This is a genomic window from Leclercia sp. Colony189, assembly GCF_009740165.1.
Classification (GTDB): Bacteria; Pseudomonadota; Gammaproteobacteria; order Enterobacterales; family Enterobacteriaceae; genus Enterobacter.
This window is the reverse complement of the sequence record NZ_CP046557.1, coordinates 3761918-3782341: the sequence shown is the minus strand read 5'-3', so window position 1 is coordinate 3782341 and position 20424 is coordinate 3761918. Positions and strand designations below refer to the sequence as shown.

19 protein-coding genes and 1 pseudogene are annotated in these 20424 nt (G+C 55.6%); 5 read left to right on the top strand and 15 right to left on the bottom strand.

Annotation, left to right across the window (positions count from 1 at the left end; translation table 11 throughout):
- Positions 1-56 precede the first annotated feature (56 nt).
- Entirely contained in the window at positions 57-2867 is a 2811-nt protein-coding gene (locus tag GNG29_RS18000) for an FKBP-type peptidyl-prolyl cis-trans isomerase N-terminal domain-containing protein (protein WP_156655147.1), read from the top strand.
- A gap of 60 nt (positions 2868-2927) precedes the next feature.
- Here GNG29_RS18000 and emrB read toward each other — a convergent pair whose 3' ends face one another.
- From emrB to GNG29_RS17940, 12 genes and pseudogenes are all read right to left on the bottom strand, one after another.
- Positions 2928-4475, bottom strand: coding sequence for a multidrug efflux MFS transporter permease subunit EmrB (emrB, locus tag GNG29_RS17995; protein ID WP_103180871.1), 1548 nt, complete (start codon positions 4473-4475; stop codon positions 2928-2930).
- A 16-nt stretch (positions 4476-4491) separates the two neighbouring features.
- Entirely contained in the window at positions 4492-5664 is a 1173-nt protein-coding gene (gene emrA / locus GNG29_RS17990) for a multidrug efflux MFS transporter periplasmic adaptor subunit EmrA (protein WP_103180870.1), read from the bottom strand.
- Between the two features lie 124 nt (positions 5665-5788).
- Complete coding sequence (gene mprA, locus GNG29_RS17985; protein WP_039029994.1) at positions 5789-6319, bottom strand: transcriptional repressor MprA; 531 nt, start codon at positions 6317-6319, stop codon at positions 5789-5791.
- A gap of 309 nt (positions 6320-6628) precedes the next feature.
- Positions 6629-7813 carry an MFS transporter gene (locus GNG29_RS17980; protein WP_103180868.1) on the bottom strand — a complete coding sequence of 395 codons (1185 nt, stop codon included), beginning with the start codon at positions 7811-7813 and terminating at the stop codon, positions 6629-6631.
- A 135-nt stretch (positions 7814-7948) separates the two neighbouring features.
- Complete coding sequence (gene proX / locus GNG29_RS17975) at positions 7949-8944, bottom strand: glycine betaine/L-proline ABC transporter substrate-binding protein ProX (RefSeq protein WP_156655146.1); 996 nt, start codon at positions 8942-8944, stop codon at positions 7949-7951.
- Between the two features lie 9 nt (positions 8945-8953).
- On the bottom strand, positions 8954-10024 hold the full coding sequence (gene proW / locus GNG29_RS17970) for a glycine betaine/L-proline ABC transporter permease ProW (RefSeq protein WP_156655145.1): 1071 nt from the start codon (positions 10022-10024) through the stop codon (positions 8954-8956).
- Positions 10017-11219 carry a glycine betaine/L-proline ABC transporter ATP-binding protein ProV gene (gene proV / locus GNG29_RS17965; protein WP_156655144.1) on the bottom strand — a complete coding sequence of 401 codons (1203 nt, stop codon included), beginning with the start codon at positions 11217-11219 and terminating at the stop codon, positions 10017-10019. The genes proW and proV overlap by 8 nt, the downstream gene beginning before the upstream one ends.
- Before the next feature lie 341 nt (positions 11220-11560).
- Positions 11561-12520, bottom strand: a complete 960-nt coding sequence (gene nrdF / locus GNG29_RS17960) for a class 1b ribonucleoside-diphosphate reductase subunit beta (protein WP_156655143.1) — start codon at positions 12518-12520, stop codon at positions 11561-11563.
- A 9-nt stretch (positions 12521-12529) separates the two neighbouring features.
- On the bottom strand, positions 12530-14674 hold the full coding sequence (gene nrdE / locus GNG29_RS17955; RefSeq protein ID WP_156655142.1) for a class 1b ribonucleoside-diphosphate reductase subunit alpha: 2145 nt from the start codon (positions 14672-14674) through the stop codon (positions 12530-12532).
- A complete protein-coding gene (nrdI, locus tag GNG29_RS17950) occupies positions 14647-15057 on the bottom strand; it encodes a class Ib ribonucleoside-diphosphate reductase assembly flavoprotein NrdI (RefSeq protein ID WP_103180862.1) in 411 nt (136 codons plus the stop codon). Before nrdI ends, nrdE begins: the two co-directional genes overlap by 28 nt.
- Positions 15054-15299: pseudogene (gene nrdH, locus GNG29_RS17945) on the bottom strand (glutaredoxin-like protein NrdH). The gene nrdI and the pseudogene nrdH overlap by 4 nt, the downstream one beginning before the upstream one ends.
- Before the next feature lie 240 nt (positions 15300-15539).
- Positions 15540-15866: a DUF883 family protein gene (locus GNG29_RS17940; protein WP_103180860.1), complete on the bottom strand. Its 327-nt coding sequence runs from the start codon at positions 15864-15866 to the stop codon at positions 15540-15542.
- Between the two features lie 161 nt (positions 15867-16027).
- Between GNG29_RS17940 and GNG29_RS17935 the strand changes: the two genes are divergently transcribed.
- Complete coding sequence (locus GNG29_RS17935) at positions 16028-16372, top strand: DUF2002 family protein (protein ID WP_039030004.1); 345 nt, start codon at positions 16028-16030, stop codon at positions 16370-16372.
- Between the two features lie 32 nt (positions 16373-16404).
- Here the strand turns inward: GNG29_RS17935 and alaE are convergent, their stop codons facing one another.
- Positions 16405-16854, bottom strand: a complete 450-nt coding sequence (alaE, locus tag GNG29_RS17930) for an L-alanine exporter AlaE (protein WP_103180859.1) — start codon at positions 16852-16854, stop codon at positions 16405-16407.
- 629 nt (positions 16855-17483) lie between these two features.
- Between alaE and stpA the strand changes: the two genes are divergently transcribed.
- A complete protein-coding gene (gene stpA / locus GNG29_RS17925) occupies positions 17484-17888 on the top strand; it encodes a DNA-binding protein StpA (protein WP_103180858.1) in 405 nt (134 codons plus the stop codon).
- Between the two features lie 45 nt (positions 17889-17933).
- Here stpA and GNG29_RS17920 read toward each other — a convergent pair whose 3' ends face one another.
- Positions 17934-18113 (bottom strand): hypothetical protein, encoded by a 180-nt coding sequence (locus GNG29_RS17920; protein ID WP_103180857.1) that lies wholly within the window; start codon positions 18111-18113, stop codon positions 17934-17936.
- A gap of 221 nt (positions 18114-18334) precedes the next feature.
- Here GNG29_RS17920 and GNG29_RS17915 point away from each other — a divergent pair, with 221 nt between their 5' ends.
- Positions 18335-18493 (top strand): YqaE/Pmp3 family membrane protein, encoded by a 159-nt coding sequence (locus tag GNG29_RS17915; RefSeq protein WP_103180856.1) that lies wholly within the window; start codon positions 18335-18337, stop codon positions 18491-18493.
- Here the strand turns inward: GNG29_RS17915 and GNG29_RS17910 are convergent.
- Positions 18490-19419: a LysR substrate-binding domain-containing protein gene (locus tag GNG29_RS17910; protein WP_103180855.1), complete on the bottom strand. Its 930-nt coding sequence runs from the start codon at positions 19417-19419 to the stop codon at positions 18490-18492. The genes GNG29_RS17915 and GNG29_RS17910 overlap by 4 nt on opposite strands.
- Positions 19420-19738: 319 nt before the next feature.
- Here GNG29_RS17910 and GNG29_RS17905 point away from each other — a divergent pair, with 319 nt between their 5' ends.
- Positions 19739-20344, top strand: a complete 606-nt coding sequence (locus GNG29_RS17905) for an ankyrin repeat domain-containing protein (RefSeq protein WP_103180854.1) — start codon at positions 19739-19741, stop codon at positions 20342-20344.
- Positions 20345-20424: the final 80 nt, after the last annotated feature.

Below are 20424 nucleotides of genomic sequence, written 5' to 3'. Positions count from 1 at the left end.
TGTACTGCGGATTGTTATTATCGGGTGGAAAAGCATTTTCAGCCGGAACGGAACTATTGGAACGTTTAAATAACGAAAAAATTATCGGCAATAATTCAACCAATCCTTTTATCTCCTCAGAGACCACCACTACTCCCCTGGATACAGCGCCGCAGCAGGTAAAACCTGCCCGTCCGGCGACCCGTGCCGCGTCTGTTAAAAACGACAAGGCCGTCGCGGCCGATCAGGCCAAACTTTCCCGCCTCACCGAGGCACTTCGTCAGGCCAATACCACCATCACCCAATTAGATAAACAGCTAAGTGCGGTGGAAAGCGAAAAGGCGCTGCTGGAACAGGCGGTTGCTCATGAAAGGGATCGTGTCGCGGAAAAAGAGCAGAAGCTCTCCCGGCTGACAGCACAATCGGAAGGCAGCGCGCAAAAGCTTGCCATTGAGAGCCTGATCGCGATGCTGCCGAAGCCTGCTGGCGTCGATCAACAAAAAAATGCAGAACTGGTGGAGCAGCTCAATAAAGCCAACGCGCAACGCGCCGCTCTGACGAAAGCGCTGAACGATCTACAGGCGCAGAAGGACGCGCTTGATGCGCAGCTGAGTGCCCTTAAGACCAACAGCATCCAGACCACTGGCGTGACAAAAGAGCTCGATGCTTTAAAAGCCCAGCTCTCGTCGCTGAATCTGCAAAAAGCGACTCTGGAGACCCGGCTCGCCGAACAGGAAAAAGCGTTCAGCGGCGAAAAGACAAAGTCTGAGATTGCGCAGAATCAGCTCGAAGATGCCAAAAAGGTGATTGCCTCGCAGGAGTCGCTGCTGGCTGTGCAGAAGAGCAGCGCCGGAAGCGACAAAGAGAAGCTGCTTAAAGAGCTGAGCGACCTGGAGGCGCAGAAGAAGGCGCTGGAAACCCAGCTGGCTTCACTGAAAGCGGCCGATGAGAAGAGCGCCACGCTGGCGAAAGAGTTGACCGATCTGCAGGCGCAGAAGAAGGCGCTGGAAACGCAGCTCGCTTCACTGAAAGCGGCCGAGGAAAAGAGCGTCGCGCTGACGAAAGAGTTGACCGACCTACAGGCACAGAAGAAGGCGCTGGATGCCCAGCTTGCCACCCTCAAAACCAGCAGCGAGAAAAGCGCCGGGGTGGCAAAAGAGCTTGAGGCTCTAAAAGCCCAGCTGTCGTCGCTGAATCTGCAAAAAGCGACTCTGGAGACCCGGCTCGCCGAACAGGAAAAAGCGTTCAGCAGCGAAAAGACAAAGTCTGAAATTGCGCAGAACCAGCTCGAAGATGCCAAAAAGGTGATTGCCTCGCAGGAGTCGCTGCTGGCTGTGCAGAAGAGCAGCGCCGGAAGCGACAAAGAGAAGCTGCTTAAAGAGCTGAGCGATCTGCAGGCGCAGAAGAAGACGCTGGAAACCCAGCTGGCCTCCCTGAAAGAGGTCAGTACCAAAAATGACACTCTCAGCAAAGAGCTGTCCGATCTGCAGACGCAAAAGAAAGCGCTGGATACCCAACTTGCTTCTCTGAAAGAAGCCAGTGCGAAAAATGCGACCCTTACCAAAGAGCTGACCGATCTGCAGGCGCAGAAAAAGACGCTGGATACTCAGCTGACGGCGCTGAAAGCGGTCAATGAGAAAAGTGCCGCGCTGGCGAAAGAGCTGACCGAACTGCAAACGCAGAAAAAGGGGCTGGAGACGGAGCTGGCTGCCCTGAAAGCGATCCGCGAGAAAAACGTGGCATTGTCCAAAGAACTGGCCGATCTGCAGGCGCAGAAGAAAGCGGTGGAGGCGCAGCTTGCGACCCTTAAAACCAGCAGCGATAAGAGCACCGGCGCGGTAAAAGAGGCGGATGCCTTAAAAGCCCAGCTGTCGTCGCTGAACCTGCAAAAAGCCACTCTGGAGACCCGGCTGGCCGAGCAGGAAAAAGTGCTTAAAAGCGAGAAGTTAAAATCTGAGATTGCGCAGAACCAGCTTGAGGATGCTAAAAAAGTTATCGCTTCACAGGAGTCCCTGTTGGCTCTTCAGAAAAATAACGTTGGCAGCGAGAAAGATAAAAGCGGTGCGCTGGTCACTCAACTGGCTGCTGCCGGAAAAGATACCGAGGAGCTGAAAAAGCAGCTGGCCCAGCTACAGACGCAAAAAGCCTCGCTTGAGGAGCAGCAGAAAACGCAAAGCGCCTCCCTGGCAACGTTGACGGCCGAAAACCAGAAGCTGAAGGAGAGTCAGGCAGCATCCGCAAAAGCGACTAAGGAGCCGCAGCGGATGAAGATCGATAAGACGGCGGCAAAAGATACGCTGACCAGCTACGCTATCGGCACCTGGTATGGCGATGCGGCAGGGCGTGAAAAGAGCAAGCTGCACGGGCTGAACAAAAAGCTCGATCTTAACGCCTTTATGCAGGGCTTTAACGACAAGGTGAACAATAAGCTCCAGATGACGCCAGCAGCGCTGTCGAAGGAGCTGGTCGCGCTGGATCAGGTACAGAAAAAGCAGTTTGTCGCAATGCAAAGTGAAAACGAAAAGCAGAGCAAAGCGATCATGACTAAGGCGGCGAATGAGAAAGGCGCTAAACGACTGCCGGAAGGAGCTATCTATCGGGTGATTCAGCAAGGTGAGGCGCCGCTGATTACGGCCCAGAACGAGATCATTGCCGAGATTGATGAGGTGCTGGGTACCGGTAAAGTGATGTCCAGTAAAGAGGTGCGCGCCAGCCGGGTTAAGGATTTACCGCCGCTGTTCCAGACGGTAGTGAAAAAACTGGGTCTGGGCGGGGAGGCAAAAATCCATATCCCGGCGAAACAGGCCTACGGTGAAGAGGGCGTACCCGGCTTTGTGCCACCAGGCACGGTCTCGATCATTACGATTAAAATTATCGGCATTAAGTAAGTTCTATCGCGCCCATAAAAAAACGGATCTGCATGCAGATCCGTTTTTCTTTTCAGATGATTAGTGCGCGCCACCGCCTCCGCCGCCCGCGCCAAACGGCGGTTTGGCGAACCAGATCAGCCCCAGCAGCACAATAAACACCCCAGCCGATAGCCAGAAGATCTCGTTGGCCGAGATGATTAGCCCCTGGGCGGTGATCTGCTGCGCTATCCATCCGGAAGCCTGCTGCTCAGACATGCCCATCCCCTGCAGCTGGCTGTAGACTTCCTGCGCCTGCGGATTGAACACGTTCACCGATTCAGTCAGCTGCGCATGGTGCAGCGACTCGCGGTTAGTCCACATGGTGGTGGTCATCGAGGTCCCGATAGAGCCCGCCAGCGTACGCATAAAGTTCGACAGGCTGGATGCCGCCGCCATCCTTTCCGGCGGCAGACCGGAGAGGGTGATGGTGGTCAGTGGCATAAAGAAGCAGGCCACTGCAAACCCCTGGATGAACTGCGGCCACGCGGAGGCGCCAAAGTCCATGCCCGGTTCAAAGGTATAGGCGCGCCAGTAGAAGCACACCGCATACATGATGAAGCTGAAGGTCACCAGGCGTCGCATATCCAGCTTATGGGCGAAGCGGCCGATGATCGGCGACAGCAGGACCGGGATCACCCCGACCGGCGCCGACGCCAGCCCTGCCCAGGTGGCGGTATACCCGTATACCTCCTGCAACAGCTGCGGCAGCAGAACAATGGCGCCGAAGTAAAGCATGTAGGCAAGGCTGATACACAAACACCCTATGGTGAAGTTGCGTGATTTAAATAGCGACAAATCGACTATCGGGTTGTCGTCCGTCAGCTCCCAGACAATCAGGAAGCTGAGCGCCACCACCGCCACAACAGTCAGAACGATGATCTCCTGCGAGGCGAACCAGTCCAGCTCTTTCCCGCGGTCGAGCATGATCTGCAGGCTACCGATGCCCAGCACCAGTAGCGCCAACCCCACGCCATCAATCCGCCGCTGTTCAGTGCGGGTTTCGCGGCCACGCAGCGACTGCAGGGTCAGCAGTACCACCAGGGCGCCAATCGGCACGTTGATAAAGAAGATCCAGCCCCAGTGATAGTTATCGCTGATATAACCGCCCAGAATCGGGCCGCAGATCGGGGCGACAATCACCGTCATCGACCACAGCGCCAGCGCAATAGAGCGCTTGGCAGGCGGGTAGTTGTTCAGGAGCAGACTTTGCGACAGCGGGATCAACGGTCCGGCCACAATCCCCTGGATCACGCGGAAGAAGATGAGCATGTTCAGGCTGGTGGAGACGCCACACGCCCAGGAGGCCAGCACGAAAGCGATCGTTGACCAGAGGAACAGTTTCACTTCCCCGACGCGCTTCGCCAGCCAGCCGGTAATCGGGATGGAGATCGCATTCGCCACCCCGAACGAGGTGATCACCCATGTCCCCTGGCTCAGGGATGAGCCAAGGTTCCCGGCGATGGTCGGGATCGCCACGTTCGCGATGGTGGAGTCCAGCACCTGCATGAATGTCGCCAGCGAAAGCGCAATGGTCATGATGACCAGCTGCGCCCCTTCCAACGGTTTTTGCGGTTTTTGCTGCTGCATAACGCTCACCTTCGGATTAACCGGCGTTTGCCTTCACGATCTCATCGATCAGTTTATTCACCGGCTCAAGGCTGATCTCACGGGCATTACTTTCGTAGGCCGGGTTCGAACGTGCCTGGTTTGCCAGCATCTGGCCGTCACGGTTGGAGGTGTCCACCGTCACCAGCGTGGAGAGGCCAATACGCAGCGGATGGTCCGCCAGCTGTTTCTCATCCAGCTCGATACGCACCGGCAGACGCTGAACCACTTTGATCCAGTTCCCGGTGGCGTTCTGCGCAGGCAGCAGCGAGAAGGCGCTGCCGGTCCCCATATCCAGCCCCACCACTTTGCCGGTGTACTTTACGTCGTCGCCGTAGATGTCGCTGACGACCGTGGCGGTCTGGCCGATACGCATATGCGCCAGCTGGGTCTCTTTGAAGTTGGCGTCAATCCACAGGTTGGTTGCCGGCACCACCGCCATCAGCGGGGTGGAGGAGGTGATCTGCGCGCCAGGCTGCACGGAACGACGGGAAACGTAGCCGGTCATCGGGCTGACGATTTTAGTACGCTGCAGCGCCAGCCAGGCGTTACGGACTTCGGTCGCCGCCTGTTTTACCGCCGGTTGTTGGTCGAGCGTGGTATTCAGCACGATCGCCTGATTAGCGTTATATTGCTGAAGTGCCACATCCAGCTGGGCCTGCGCGCTGGCGACCGCGTCACGGGCGTGTTGCAGCTCTTCGCGGCCAATCAGGTTGGCCGAACCCAGCGGGACGCGACGATTGAGGTCGCTCTGGGCCTGGGCGAGGGCGGTTTTCTGCACGTCAATATTGGCCTGCAGCTGTTTGCTGTTGATCATCAGCTGGCGGGTCTGACGTACGCTCGAGGCCAGCTCAGTCTGCGCTTTTTCAAACGCCTGCTGGGCATCGGTCGGATCGAGCGTTACCAGCACATCACCTTTTTGCACAAAGTCGGTATTGTCAGCCCAGACTTTCGTCACGCTGCCCGACACCTGCGCCATAATCTGAACCTGGTTCCCTGCCACATACGCGTCATCCGTCTCTTCACTATGACGCAGTACTAAAAACCAATAGATCCCATATGCCACGGCAATGATAATAAAGAGCAAGGTCAGCAGCAGAAGGGCGCGCTTGCGTTTGCCTTTCTTGTTGACCGGTTGCTGCGGGGTTGTGTTCTCCGCATTTGCGCTCATGTTGTTCTCCACGATCTTATTATTTCACATCGGCTGAGCCGACCTGTTATCAGAAAGGCCAGCACGATGAGATGCTGGCCTGACGGTTTTCTTATTAATCTGGATTTTGGAGCGTGTCGTCGCGTTAGCGCAGCGCCTCAAGAACAGCGCCATCTTCATCCATCTGGTCCAGACGGGTGAGCAGCTTACGGGTGATATGCTCGAGCTGATCTTTCTCTGCGTTACTTAAAGACGACCAGAGTTGATGCAGGCAGTTGTGCTGAGGTGGGAGCACCTCGCGCAGGAATTCGTGACCTTTCTCGGTCAGTTGCAGGTGCAGACAACGGCGGTCGTTGTCACTTTCGCGGCGCTCAATCCAGCCACGTTTTTCAAGCTCATCGGCAATACGGGTCGCATTGGTACGGGACGAACCCAGCGCGCAACTCAGTTCCGAAGGCTGAATGCTGTGATTTTCCTGAGACTCCAGCGTAATCAACGCCATAAATAACGTCTCGTTAATCCCTTGAGCTTTCAGCATTTTATTGCGATTTTCCAGCAGCTTACCCTGCATGTGCATGCAGAGACGCGTTAACAGGATCTCCTGATATGGGAAATCTGCATAGCGACTGGCGCGAAATTTAAGCATTTGTTCAATGGGCGTAAACGAACTATCCATTTGGGCATAACCTCATTAATTACAGCCGATATAGTAACGACAGTGACAAATAATGTAAATGAATTATTTGTGCGGATAAAATCCACAAGGCGAATTTCACTGTCATCAAGAGCCGGGTTGATCCGTGACCCGGTAAGCACAGAAAAGAGGGGGTGGCGCTGGCAAAACGGGGATGAGTCATCAGGCGTAAGCTATTCATGCGGTATTCTAATATATTACCCACATAAAAATTTTCGGTATAAATGATTGCGTACCTTAACAGACTGAGGGGCTCCTTAACACCCTGAGAGCCCCAAACTTATGTAAACCTTATTGAATAGCCTCCTGACGGTGATAACCGCGCCACCAGACCAGCAGGTTAAGCAGCGCCATCACCGACCCGACCGCACACACGCCCGTCCAGCCGGCATGCTGCCACGCCGAGGCCGAAATGAGCGACCCGGCCGCACCGCCGATAAAGTAGCTGGTCATATACCCGGCCGTCAGGCGGTTACGGGCATCCGGCTTGACGCGGTAAATCACGGTCTGGTTGGTGATATGCACCCCCTGCACGGTCAGGTCGAGCACCAGGATGCCGATAATCAGCGCCAGCACCGAGACATGTCCGTACCAGATTGCTGCCCAGGAGAGCAGCAGCATCACCAGACCGGCGGTGGTGGTGAGGTGCGATTTACCCTTGTCCGCCAGGCCACCCGCAGGACGCGCCCCCAGCGCACCGGCAGCCCCGGCCAGACCAAACAGACCGATCACTCCTTCGGAATAGTTAAACGGCGGAGAGGCCAGCAGGAAGGCCATCGAGGTCCAGAGAATACTGAAGTTAGCGAAGGTGAAACAGCCGAGCAACGCCCGGGTACGCAGCAGTTTATCCTTTATGAACAGGCTAAAGACGGAGCCCAGCAGCTGCGGATAGTTGAGATGGGTTTCTGACTTCACCTTCGGCAGGCCGCGCCACAGCGCCAGCGCCATCACCACCATCAGCACCGAGGCGACCCAGTAGACGGTGCGCCAGCCGCCGATACCCGCCAGTAAGCCCGCAACGGTACGCGCCAGTAAAATCCCCAGCAGCAGGCCGCTCATAATGGTGCCGACCACCTTACCGCGCTTATCCGGCGAGGCGAGGGTGGCGGCGAGGGGCACCAGAATCTGCGCCACCACCGAGAAGAGACCGGTCAGGGCGGTGCCGAGGATCATCATGCTAAGCGACTGGCTGGAGGCGGTGATCAACATCCCGCCCGCGGCCAGCAGCGTCATGGAGACAATCATCGCCCGGCGTTCAAACATATCCCCCAACGGGACGAGGAACAGCAGACCCACAGCGTATCCCAGCTGGGCGGCGGTAACGATAAAACCGGCTGAGCTTGCCGAGAGCGAGAAGTTGCGGGCGATGGTTTCCAGCAGGGGTTGCGCATAGTAGTTGCTGGCGACCGCCAGACCGGTTGCCACTGACATCAGCAGAATAAGTGCGGGGCTAAGCCCCTGAGGTGTTTTTGTCATTTGGTTTCGAAATCATTAGTTAAGTGATTATTTTTTCGTAAACCATAATAACGGATGAAGAGAGGAGGCGGGGAGTTGTTGAGTGATGGATCGTGCGGTCTGCTCCCCTCTCCGGGAGAGAGGAGCAGAGTAGCGTTACTTCTGTGCCGCCAGGGCTTCATTTACCCATGCATCAAACTGCTGCTGGTGGGCTTTGATCCAGCCATCGATATGGCCCTGTACATCGGCCTCAGATGACTTGCCGGCATGCATCATCGCGTTCTGCGCGTTGATGTCCGCCAGCGGCAGCTTCATGACCGAGAAGAGCTTCGCCGCTGCCGGGTTTTTCTCAGCCCAGGCTTTGTTGGCCACAATGTGCATGGTATTCACCGGGAAGCCGTAGTTCATGCCGTTAGGCAGTTTGGTGTCGATATCCTTCTGCTCGCCCGGCAGCGAGGAGAACGGCACCTGCAGCCAGACCACATCTTTACCCGGCTTCAGTACGTCGCTTACCCAGTATGGCGTCCAGGTGTAATAGATGACCGGTTTACCCTCTTTAAAGCGGGCAATAGTGTCCGCCATCATCGCAGAGTAGTTGCCGTGACTCACCTCCACCGTTTTTGCCAGGTCGAAGGCTTTGTTCTGATGGTTAATCACCGCCTCACAGCCCCAGCCCGGCGAGCAGCCCATCATGTCGGCTTTGCCGTCCCCGTTGGTATCGAACAGCTTCGCAATCTTCGGATCTTTCAGCTGCTCAATATTGGTGATGTGGTACTGATCGGCGGTTTTCTTGTCGATCAGGTAACCCTGAGCCGCACCGGAGACAAAGGTCCCTTCACGGTAGAACTTTTTGTCGCCGCCCGCGGCGGTGTACATGTCGTCATGCAGCGGCTGCCAGTTGACGGCAGTAAAGGTGGCATCCCCCGAGGCAATAGAGGTATAGCCGACGTTGTAATCCACTTCGCTGGGTTTATTGACCGTATAGCCCAGCTTCTCCAGCGCGCGGCTGACCAGCCCGGTCTGGAATGACTCTTCGGAGATGGTGCTCTGGACCGGTTGCACGGTAATACCGGTGCCCGGCAGGTCGGCAGCGAATGCGCTGGTGGAGGCAAGGGTGGCAAACGCTGTGGCAAAAAGTACGCTATGTCGCATCGTTGTTCCTTATTTAGACGTTGTGAATGGGCGGGTAAGCAACCCGACAGGGCCGGTGTTATACCAGCGACGGTTGCCGCGACTGCGTGCATCACGACCGACAGCCTGGGTCAGGCGGTCAAGGAAAATGGCGAGGATCACGATCCCGACGCCACCGACGGTGGCCAGCCCCATATCGAGACGACCAATCCCGCGCAGCACCATCTGGCCCAGACCGCCCACGGCGATCATCGAGGCGATCACCACCATCGACAGGGCCAGCATCAGGGTCTGGTTCACACCCGCCATAATGGTGGGCATCGCCAGCGGCAGCTGGACTTTAAACAGCATCTGACGCGGGCTGGCGCCAAACGAGCGCGAGGCTTCGATCAGATCCGCCGGCACCTGATTGATGCCCAGAATGGTCAGACGCACAATCGGCGGCAGGGCGAAGATAATGGTCACCACCACGCCCGGCACGTTGCCGATGCCGAACAGCATCACGATAGGCACCAGGTAGACAAACGCCGGGGTGGTCTGCATCGCATCCAGCAGTGGGCGAATAATTTTCGCTGCCCGCGGGCTGCGCGCCAGCCAGATCCCCATCGGCAGGCCGATCACCACGCAGAAGAGCAGGGCGGTCAGTACCAGCGCCAGGGTGATCATCGCCTGGGACCACGCGCCAATGGCGCCGATGGCGATCAGCGAGATCAACGTGGCGATCCCCATCCCCGCGCTGCCAAACTGCCAGGCGATCAGCGAGAAGAGCACGATGGCGACCGGAGCCGGCATCCCCAGCATCAGCTGCTGGAAGCCGTTGAGGATGTAGTCCACCGGGACGCGGATCCCCTGGAAGACCGGGCGGAAGTGGGTCACTACCCAGTCGATCCCCTCCGTCACCCAGCTGTCGAGCGGGATCAGGGTCTTATGGAACGGGTCCATAATATTGAAATGTTCTGGCGCAGGCGCAGGGGCGCTGGTCAGCCAGTCAGCGCCACCGCCGTCGGTGGGTGCTGGCGTAGAAGAACCCCACGCGTCAGCGGATTGCGCCGCGCTGTCCGCCGCCTCTGTAGTACCCCACGGGTTAGATTGATCAGCCATTGTTTGCCCCCTCGCGATCTAAAGCCTGCAGCAGCATGCGTTTTGAAATGATGCCGACGTACTGTTGTTCCTCTCCAACCACCGGCACCGCACAGGGCGCCTGGCCAACGTGAGAGAGCAACTCGCTGAGCGGCGTTTCGGCGTCCACAGCAAGTGGCGCGTCGATTAACGCCGCATCGATCCCCTGACCTTCGCCGAGGGCGGTTTTCAGGGAGTCGATGGAGACCACGCCGACAAATTTATTGCCGCGTTCAACCAGATAACCGTATTCCCGGTCCTCATCCTGCAGCAGCTTCAGTGCCGAGCGCGGGCCGAACCCTGGCGTTTTACGGATAATGCCGTTTGGCGTGCGGCGGGCAATATCTTTGGCGCTAAACACCTGGCTAATATCCACGCCGCGGAAGAAGGTGCGGACATAATCATTTGCCGGATTATTGAGAATTTCGTCCGGAGTACCCACCTGAACCACTTCGCCGTTTTGCATAATGGCAATACGATCGCCAATTCGCATGGCTTCATCGAGGTCATGGGAAATAAAGACAATGGTGCGCTGATGCCGGGATTGCAGTTTTACCAGCTCGTCCTGCATCTCGGTGCGAATTAATGGATCGAGGGCCGAGAAGGCTTCATCCATTAATAATATATCGGGGTTGATCGCTAATGCGCGGGCTAATCCTACGCGCTGGCGCATCCCGCCGGAAAGTTCATCCGGATATGCGTGGGCGTAATTTTCCAGCCCCACCTGACGCAGCGCATCCAGCGCTTTTTCCTGGCGATCATTGGCCGGTACGCCGGCTAATTCCATGCCGAAGGCAGTGTTATTTAACACCGTCATATGCGGCATCAGGGCGAATGACTGAAACACCATCGCGATCTTTTTTCTGCGCACCTCGCGAAGCTCGGCGTCTGATATTTTGGCGATATCGACGCCGTCAATCAGCACCTGCCCGCGGGTGGGTTCAATCAGGCGATTGAGAAGGCGAACCATAGTGGATTTACCCGAACCGGATAATCCCATGATGACAAATATCTCGCCTTCTTCAATGGCCAGACTGGCGTCTTTAACGCCAAGCGATAGCCCGGTTTTTTCCAGAATTTGTTCTTTTGAGAGACCTTTTTCAATATATTTGAAAGCCCTCTGCGGGTGCTCGCCAAATACTTTGTAGAGGTTTTTAACTTCTAATTTAATTGCCATGCAATAAAGAATGTCCCGTTATTTATTTAAATCGATAGCGTTACCAGTGAAATAATAAGCAGGCCATACCCTAACATACTCAGAATCTGAGACAACCCTTGCGGCGCTTGTGGCATGAATTTTGCCGTGGTTTGCACGCAGGTAATATCGCTCAATTTCCCATGAGATAAGGGCTGAGCGGGAAATGAATTTTTTTGAGATTTTTACCGTGCGGATGGGAAATTTCGCCTGAATCGATGTGATTCAGGCGAATATGACCGGAGAATTACAGCGTAGATCACGAAGAGATATTTGTCAGACATTAAGTGATATATTTCGCATTGAAAACCGATTTATTTTACTTAAAAATCCCAGTCCTGGTCTTCTGTCTCCACCGCTTTTCCCATGACATAGGACGATCCCGATCCGGAGAAAAAATCATGGTTTTCGTCACCATTCGGCGAGAGCGCGGCGAGGATCGCCGGGTTGACCTCCGCCATTTCCGGCGGGAAGAGCGCCTCGTAGCCGAGGTTCATCAGCGCTTTGTTGGCGTTGTAGCAGAGGAACGCTTTCACATCCTCCTCCCAGCCCGTTCCGGCATAGAGCTCGTCGGTATAGTTCAGCTCGTTATCATACAGATCCATCAGGAGATCCAGCGCAAAGCCCTTCAACGTCTCGCGTTCGGCCTCGCTAACTTTCTCGAGCCCTTTCTGATACTTATAGCCAATATAATAGCCATGTACGGCCTCATCCCGGATGATCAGCCGAATCAGATCCGCAGTATTGGTGAGCTTACCCCGGCTCGACCAGTACATCGGCAGCCAGAAACCGGAGTAGAAGAGAAACGACTCCAGAAAGACGCTGGCGATCTTCTTCTTCAGCGGTTCGTCGGCGCGGTAATGTTCCAGTACCCGCTGGGCTTTATGCTGCAACGCAACGCTCTCTTCGCTCCAACGGTACGCGGCATCCACATCTTTGGTCTGACAAAGCGTCGAGAAGATGGAGCTGTAGGAGCGGGCATGCACCGCCTCCATAAAGCTGATATTCGACATCACCGCCTCTTCGTGCGGGGTCAGCGCATCGTCAATCAGCGACGGTGCGCCCACCGTGTTCTGCACCGTGTCGAGCAGGGTCAGGCCGGTAAAGACGTGGATAGTGACCTGCTGCTCTTCGTGGCTTAAGGTCTGCCACGTCGGAACGTCGTTCGACAGCGGCACCTTTTCCGGTAGCCAGAAGTTGCTGGTCAGGCGGTTCCATACCTCCAGATCTTTGTCATCTTCAATCTTGTTCCAGTTAATGGCGTGAACCCGGGACAGTTTCATGCTCTCTCCTTACAGCGCGCAGGACACGCAGCCTTCTGTTTCGGTGCCTTCCAGCGCAAGCTGGCGCAGGCGAATGTAGTACAGGGTCTTGATCCCTTTCTTCCACGCATAGATCTGCGCTTTGTTGATGTCGCGGGTGGTGGCGGTGTCCGGGAAGAAGAGCGTCAGCGACAGCCCCTGATCGACATGTTTTGTCGCCTCGGCGTAGGTATCGATAATTTTTTCCGGGCCGATTTCATAAGCATCCTGATAGAGGTCCAGATTCTCATTCGTCATAAATGGGGCAGGGTAGTAGACGCGCCCGGTTTTCCCCTCTTTGCGGATCTCGATTTTCGACACAATCGGGTGAATGCTTGAGGTGGCATGGTTGATATACGAGATCGACCCGGTGGGCGGTACCGCCTGCAGATTCTGGTTGTAGATGCCGTAGCGCATCACGTCGTCGCGCAGCTGTTGCCACATCGCCCGCGTCGGCAGGCGGACCCCGGCGCGGGCAAACAGCGCCCGCACTTTTTCCGTTTTCGGCTGCCAGTCACCGTTGAGGTACAGGTTAAAGTACTCTCCGCTGGCGTAACGCGACTGTGCAAAACCGGCGAATCGCTGCCCTTTTTCACGGGCCAGCATCATAGAGGTGTTCAGCGCGTGCCAGGTGATGGTGTAGAAGTAGAGGTTGGTGAAATCCAGCCCCTCCGGGCTGCCGTAGGCAATGCCCTCCCGCGCCAGATAGCCGTGCAGATTCATCTGCCCCAGCCCAATGGCGTGCGAGGCGGCATTCCCGGCCTCCACCGACGGCACGCTGCGGATGTGGCTCATCTCCGACACTGCCGACAGGCCGCGCACCGCGGTTTCAACGGTGCGGCCAAAGTCCGGCGAGTCCATGGTATGGGCTATATTCAGCGAGCCCAGATTGCAGGAGATATCGTGCCCGATACGGGCGTAGTCCAGATTCTCGTCATAGGTTGAAGGGCTGTTAACCTGCAAAATCTCCGAGCAGAGGTTGCTCATATTGATGCGCCCGGCAATGGGGCTGGCGCGGTTGACCGTGTCCTCGTACATGATGTAGGGATAGCCGGATTCAAACTGGATCTCGGCCAGCCGCTGGAAGAACTCCCGGGCATTGAGGGTTTTTTTGCGGATCCGCGTATCCGCCACCATCTCGTCATACAGCTCGCTCACCGCCACATCGCCAAACGGCTTACCGTAGATGCGCTCCACGTCGTAGGGGGAGAAGAGCGCCATATCGGCATTCTCTTTTGCCAGCCGGAAGGTGACATCCGGGATCACCACCCCCAGGGAGAGGGTTTTGATGCGAATTTTTTCGTCGGCATTTTCGCGTTTGGTATCAAGAAAACGCATGATGTCCGGGTGATGGGCATGAAGATAGACCGCTCCGGCCCCCTGGCGCGCGCCAAGCTGGTTGGCGTAGGAGAAGGCATCCTCCAGCATCTTCATCACCGGGATCACCCCGGAGGACTGGTTCTCGATGCGCTTGATGGGCGCCCCCGCTTCCCGCAGGTTCGAAAGTAAAAAGGCCACGCCGCCGCCGCGTTTGGAAAGTTGTAGTGCCGAATTGACCGCCCGGCCAATCGACTCCATGTTGTCTTCAATGCGCAGCAGGAAACAGGAGACCAGCTCCCCGCGCTGTGCCTTGCCGCCGTTGAGAAAGGTCGGCGTGGCGGGCTGAAAACGCCCGGCGAGGATCTCGTCCGTCAGCTGGCGGGCCAGCGTTTCATCTCCCCGGGCCAGGGTCAGGGCGACCATTACCACCCGATCCTCAAAGCTCTCCAGATAGCGCTTTCCGTCGAAGGTTTTCAACGTATAGCTGGTGTAAAACTTCCAGGCGCCGAGGAAGGTCTGGAAACGAAAACCGCTGGCATGGGCATGGGCAAAGAGCGCCAGCACAACGCTGCTCTCATAGCGCGCCAGCACCCGTGGGTCGTAGTAACCCTCCCTGAGCAGGTAGTCCAGACGCGCCTGCGGGCTGGCAAAGGTCATGCTGTTGGGGCGGACATGGGCATTAAAAAAGGCGTCCACCGCCTCACGATCTTTGCTGAACTGGATCTTCCCGTCTTCATCGTACAGGTTCAGCATGGCGTTCAGGGCATGGAAATCCTGCGATCCCTGTATCACGCGTTCTGCGGTTGTCGTTGCCAAAATTCGTTTACTCCTTTACGCACGTTGTCGACGTCCTGCTGGGTCCCCATCAGCTCAAAGCGATAGAGGTACGGCACGCCGCACTTTTGTGAGATGACATCCCCGGCGCGGCAGAAGGCCTCGCCGAAATTACGGTTGCCGGCGGCGATCACCCCGCGGATAAGCCCCCGGTTATGGGGATCGTTAAGAAAGCGGATCGCCTGGCGCGGTACCGCCCCGGCGGTTCCGCCGCCGCCGTAGCTGGGCACCACCAGAATAAAAGGCTCGTCCACCTGGATGCGCTCCCGTTCGTTCAGCGGGATCCGCACGGCGGGCAGCCCGAGGCGCACGATAAAGCGGTGCGTGTTCTCCGAGCTGCTGGAGAAGTAGACGAGCAGGCTCATGCCCGGGCGGCCTGCGCAGCCTGCGGCAGCCGGTTAATCAGGTCCGGACGGAACCCCGACCAGCTCATCTCCCCGGCGACCACCACCGGCAACTGGCGGAACCCCTAGGCTTTAAGCCTCTCTGCCGCGTCGGCAACCTGATCCACATTCACCAGTTCGAAGCTCACGCCCCGGCTCTCCATGGCGCGTTTGGTGGCATGGCACTGCACACAGTTGTCGCGAGTGTAAATAATAATGCGCATGATTCGTATTTCCGTTTAAAATGAGAGTCCAACGCGATTGAACGCGTCACAGGAGTCTGTCTTGCTAAAAGGAATACTAGATGTAGTTATCTAAACTTTCAACCACACAAGATATGGGAAATTCAAGCGTGCTTGCTGCCGGTAACAACTGTTACGGGAAGGGGAGGTATGGCTTATAAAAATGAAAAACCCCAACACCGCAGGGCATTGGGGTAGAAGAACACAGTACGGCGTTGGGCGTTACTTACGCAGGGCGAGCAGCGCACCGATGAAGATCCCGACGGCGGCGACAGTACCTACCGCACACATGGGTCTCTCGCGAATAAAGGTGTTCGCACAGTTTATGGCATCGCAGGCAGACTGTTTGCTGGTGGAGCATCCATTAAGGCGCGCACGGGTTTCACGCAGTAGCGACCGCGCCTTCCGTCTGGCGTCGTCCGCTTCGCCCTTCGCATCTGAACCCCAGGATTTCAAAACGCTTTCCAGCGTATCCGCTAATTTCCTGACATCGTTATGGATATCCTGAGCATCGTCCTCAATGTCGTTTCGGTTTGATCGGCTAAACATACAATTCTCCCTTGAATTTGCGGTAATAAACAGTTTAGACCACCTTTTTAATATCTGAAGCCGGTCACGGCTTATCAGGCCGTTTATGGATTTTTCTGAAAGCACTGCTAATGCTGAATACGGTAAGGTTGCCCGGCAGGAAATGATAACGAGGAAAGAATATGTATTTACGACCCGATGAGGTTGCGCGCGAACTTGAAAAAGCGGGATTTACGGTGGATGTGGTAACACAAAAAGCATACGGTTATCGTCGTGGCGATAATTATGTTTATGTGAACCGGGAAGCCCGCATGGGGCGCACTGCGCTGATCATTCATCCGACGTTGAAAGAGAGAAGTCTTTCCTTCGCGGAGCCTGCTTCAGAGATGAAAACCAGCGACCATTACCAGCAGTTCCCGCTCTATTTAGGGGGCAATAATCAGGAACATTATGGTATTCCGCATGGTTTCAGTTCCCGCATGGCGCTGGAGCGCTTTCTGAAAGGCCTGTTTGGCGACTCGCAATAACGACGCGACTGGCTTTCGCCAGTCGCCGTGCTTCAGGCCTTGATCTGCTGGTACTGGCTCACTTTAAACAGACGTCGGCAGTAGTCGAGGAAATAGCCGTAGACGGCACCCATCATCATCGACACCACAATATTCGAGCTTACAGCAGCGGCGATCTGGTGCCAGTCTGCGCCCACCGTTAATAAAATGGCGACATATACCGGCGACTGGAAGGTAACATAGGCCACCACGTCCGCCAGATTTTTCATCCAGCCAGTAGATGAATAGCGGCGGGCAAAACGCATCACCGCATCGCGGTAGAAACCGTACGGCCATGCAATAAGGATGTTCACCGGCACGGCGACCAGACGTGAAGAAAGTGACTGCTCAAAGGTCATTCCGGAGAGGAATATTTCAATCAGCATGTTCACCACCGAACAGTAGACCACCATTGCAAATGTGTCCGCTACAGCGTGGCGCAGGCGAGACTGCCGTGAGAACATGTTCTGACTCCTGAAGATGATACGATAACGAGGCTAAAGCGGGTTGGGATAGTGCTTTAGTTTGCTTTGTTTTTCGTGTATAGCGTATCTCTCTGCATTAAAACTCTCAATTAGCGATAAATTTTTATTTAATGGCGTTTTGTCCGTAAAATTCTCTAAACGAACCGGTTTTGCCAGAACGGCGTTATTTTCTCTGTCCTGGTTATTTTTATCAATGTTAAACAATGGCTTAAGTGGTTTTCTTTCTGCGCTCTGGCATGAGCTCTCTGCAGATAAGGTAAAAAGCGCACCTCTCAAGCAACTTGTGTTGCTAAGTGGTCGCTATGTAGCGTAAAGCTCTGGAAGTAAGGGTTTGGTTTTATGCGAAACCAGTGAATGGCTATTCGTTTCGGGCGAGGGCGTCACCGCCATTGATGCGGGTAATAACACAGGACAAATAAATAATGGTTAAACGGCTACGCTGAATAAATCATACATTCTAAAAATAACCGCCGTTATATATTCTTTATTCTCAGATGTTGGGCTGGATTATATTTTCGTGCGGTATCGTCTGGATGTTTATAAACAAATGAATTACCATGAGCCGGTATTGATTATTTAGCAGACTTTTGAAAAGGTTTTCATATTATATGACTTCAACATTACACACTCTTAATAATATCCGTACACTCCGCGCGATGGCGCGTGAATTCTCTCTGGACGTGCTGGAAGATATGCTCGAAAAGCTGCGCATCGTCACGGAAGAAAAACGTAACGAGCAGGCTGAGATTGAACAGCAGCGTGCTGAGCAGCAGCAGAAAATTAGCGCTCTGCTGGAGATGATGAAAGCTGACGGTATTTCGGCCGAAGACCTGCTGGGTTCGGAACTGCTGAGCACCAGCGCGCAGCCGAAAAAGCGCAAACCGCGTGCTGCAAAATATCGCTATACCGATCTCGATGGCACTGAAAAAACCTGGACCGGCCAGGGACGTACGCCGAAGCCTATCTCCCTTGCGCTGGCAGAGGGTAAATCGCTGGATGATTTCCTGATTTAATCCGCGCAGACCGGGCGGATTGACACCGCCCGGTAGCACCGGCGCTTAGCAGACGCCGAAATCGCCATCTTCTTTATACAGCGCCACATCCGCTGCTTTCAGGGTGAACTTCTCGCCCTGCTCGTTACTTGCCTGCACCGCCACAATCTGATCTTCATGCACTTCGATGACTTTAAGTTTCGGGCCGCCCATGCGCGGCTGTACGAGATCGCCAACAGAAAACATAGTTACCTCCTTCTGATAGATGAGCTCCGAGCTTAGCCCAGGCGCAGGCCGCGGTACAGCGCGGCGGGTGGAATACCCCTTAATCGCCCGCCTAAACCTGTGTAAAGAGGGTAAAAGAGGGTAAAACTTCACGCCAACGCTGGCAGCTGTGCGTAGACTCGCTACTCTTAGAGTGAAAATCTCTTTTTTTACAATGACCTGACTGCTTGTATGGAGAATCTATGGGTTTCTGGCGTATCGTAATTACCATCCTGCTTCCCCCGCTTGGCGTGCTGCTGGGCAAAGGGTTTGGCTGGGCCTTTATCCTCAACGTCATCCTGACGCTGCTGGGTTACCTCCCCGGCCTTATCCATGCGTTTTGGGTGCAGAGCCGCAGCTAATCCCGCCACAGTAAATCGCTGTAGATCCCGGTCAGCACCCCGTCGGGCGCGAACTGCTGTTTGATCCAACGGGTGACCAGACCGGTTGCCGCATGCTGCGTGGCAAGCAGCATGCGCGAGTCCTGGCGCGGATTATTGATGCGCCGCGTCACCAGTAGCCCCGCCTCCACCGCCTCTCTCGCCATATGTTCCGGTAAAAAACCGATTCCTTCACCCAGAATCTGGCACTGGCATTTAGTATTAAAATCCGGGACCAGGATCGCCTCCTGGCCGTGCAGCAGCCAGCCCACTTTCTTGTTAATGGTATGCGCCGTGTCTTCGACCATGATGTTGGGATACAGGCGCAGCTGGCTCTCGGCCAGCGGCTCCGGGGCCAGGGCCAGCGGGTGGTCCGGGGCGATGGCAAACACCCAGCGGATCGCGCCAATCTCGGTGTAATCGATCCCGCCGCCGTCCAGCAGGGTATCCGGCGCGCCAATGGCGATGTTCGCCTGATTATTGATGATCGAATCCCAGACGCCGTTATAGACCTCGGTAGTGACGGTGATCTGGCAGGTGGGGAACTGTTTCTTTAATACCTGCAACAGGCGGGCGGTATGGCGCGGCGTATAGAGCAGCTGGTTGATGCAGATCCGCACCCGCGTCTCAATGCCCTGGGAGATGGTATCTATCCCGCGCTTGATGGCATGGAAGTCATTCAGCAGGTCTACCGCCTTACGGTAAAAGTAAAAGCCCGATTCGGTGAGCTCGATGCTGCGGGTGTTACGCACAAACAGCACCACGTCGAGGCCGGTCTCCATGCGCTTGATGGTATAGCTGATGGCCGAGGTGGTGACCCCCAGTTCGGTAGCCGCTTTGCTGAAGCTGCTGAAGCGGGCCGCGGTAGTAAACGCCAGCAGGTTCTCTTCGGTAAAGATGGAATTCATATCATGGCTCCTGGCACCCATCAGTTTTGAACATATTTTAACAACGCGGTTACAACTCATTTGATGCCGGTCACAGTTCTGCGAAATTGCTGCGAGCCCCGCCGGGCAAGGGCTCGTTAACCATAAGCAGAATGCAGCGCGGGCGGTAAAAACGCGGCCAAAGATAAGAAAAAGATTGCACGGACGCACGTTTTGACCGGACTGTTAAATTTATCTCAACAATGAATTGCCTGTCGATGAATCATTTTTAAGCGGATTCTTTTCTGACCAGGCCATTGCTATGCTCACTCCATCAGAAAGGAAAACCCGGAGTGTGGATATGTCCAGCAATGAACTCGTTACTGAATTTCTGTTAGCCGCCGAACAGGGGAATGTCGAGGCATTAAACGCCTGTCTGGAAAAAGGGGTGGATATAAACGCCACCAACCGGCAGAAAAGAACCGCCATTATTATCGCCAGCCTGAATAAACACTATTCCTGCGTGGAGCGGCTGATTGCCGCTGGCGCAAATATCGACCAGCAGGATCAGACCTGTTTCAACCCGTTCCTGATTAGCTGCCTGACCAACGATCTCACCCTGCTGCGTCTTGTGCTACCGGCCAACCCGGATCTCGACAGGCTGACCCGTTTTGGCGGGGTGGGGATCACCCCGGCCAGCGAGAAAGGGCATCTGGAGGTGGTGCAGGAGCTGCTGGCCCGCACCGACATCAACGTTAACCACACCAACTTTGTCGGCTGGACCCCGCTGCTCGAAGCCATTGTGTTAAATGACGGCGGCCCTCGCCAGCAGGCGATTGTGAAGCTGCTGCTCGACCACGGCGCCAACCCGCATATGACCGATAAATACGGCAAATCCCCCCTCGAACTGGCGCGGGAAAAAGGCTTCAGCGAAATTGCCGACCTGCTGATCGCCGCCGGCGCGTAATACTCCCGGCCAGCAGTTTCGCGCTGGCCTGAATTAAAAATAGCTCTTGCCGTCATGCCTTCGGGCGTGATGTGGCCCCC

Bases quoted from the DNA above. Each gene is read 5' to 3' on its own strand.
- GNG29_RS17915 (WP_103180856.1), top strand. From the start codon at position 18,335: ATGGGTTTCTGGCGTATCGTAATTACCATCCTGCTTCCCCCGCTTGGC.
- proW (WP_156655145.1), bottom strand. From the start codon at position 10,024: ATGGCTGATCAATCTAACCCGTGGGGTACTACAGAGGCGGCGGACAGC.
- GNG29_RS17920 (WP_103180857.1), bottom strand. From the start codon at position 18,113: ATGTTTTCTGTTGGCGATCTCGTACAGCCGCGCATGGGCGGCCCGAAA.
- proV (WP_156655144.1), bottom strand. From the start codon at position 11,219: ATGGCAATTAAATTAGAAGTTAAAAACCTCTACAAAGTATTTGGCGAG.
- nrdI (WP_103180862.1), bottom strand. From the start codon at position 15,057: ATGAGCCTGCTCGTCTACTTCTCCAGCAGCTCGGAGAACACGCACCGC.
- GNG29_RS17940 (WP_103180860.1), bottom strand. From the start codon at position 15,866: ATGTTTAGCCGATCAAACCGAAACGACATTGAGGACGATGCTCAGGAT.
- alaE (WP_103180859.1), bottom strand. From the start codon at position 16,854: ATGTTCTCACGGCAGTCTCGCCTGCGCCACGCTGTAGCGGACACATTT.
- emrB (WP_103180871.1), bottom strand. From the start codon at position 4,475: ATGCAGCAGCAAAAACCGCAAAAACCGTTGGAAGGGGCGCAGCTGGTC.
- proX (WP_156655146.1), bottom strand. From the start codon at position 8,944: ATGCGACATAGCGTACTTTTTGCCACAGCGTTTGCCACCCTTGCCTCC.
- mprA (WP_039029994.1), bottom strand. From the start codon at position 6,319: ATGGATAGTTCGTTTACGCCCATTGAACAAATGCTTAAATTTCGCGCC.
- nrdF (WP_156655143.1), bottom strand. From the start codon at position 12,520: ATGAAACTGTCCCGGGTTCACGCCATTAACTGGAACAAGATTGAAGAT.
- GNG29_RS17980 (WP_103180868.1), bottom strand. From the start codon at position 7,813: ATGACAAAAACACCTCAGGGGCTTAGCCCCGCACTTATTCTGCTGATG.
- emrA (WP_103180870.1), bottom strand. From the start codon at position 5,664: ATGAGCGCAAATGCGGAGAACACAACCCCGCAGCAACCGGTCAACAAG.
- GNG29_RS17935 (WP_039030004.1), top strand. From the start codon at position 16,028: ATGTATTTACGACCCGATGAGGTTGCGCGCGAACTTGAAAAAGCGGGA.
- GNG29_RS17910 (WP_103180855.1), bottom strand. From the start codon at position 19,419: ATGAATTCCATCTTTACCGAAGAGAACCTGCTGGCGTTTACTACCGCG.
- GNG29_RS17905 (WP_103180854.1), top strand. From the start codon at position 19,739: ATGTCCAGCAATGAACTCGTTACTGAATTTCTGTTAGCCGCCGAACAG.
- stpA (WP_103180858.1), top strand. From the start codon at position 17,484: ATGACTTCAACATTACACACTCTTAATAATATCCGTACACTCCGCGCG.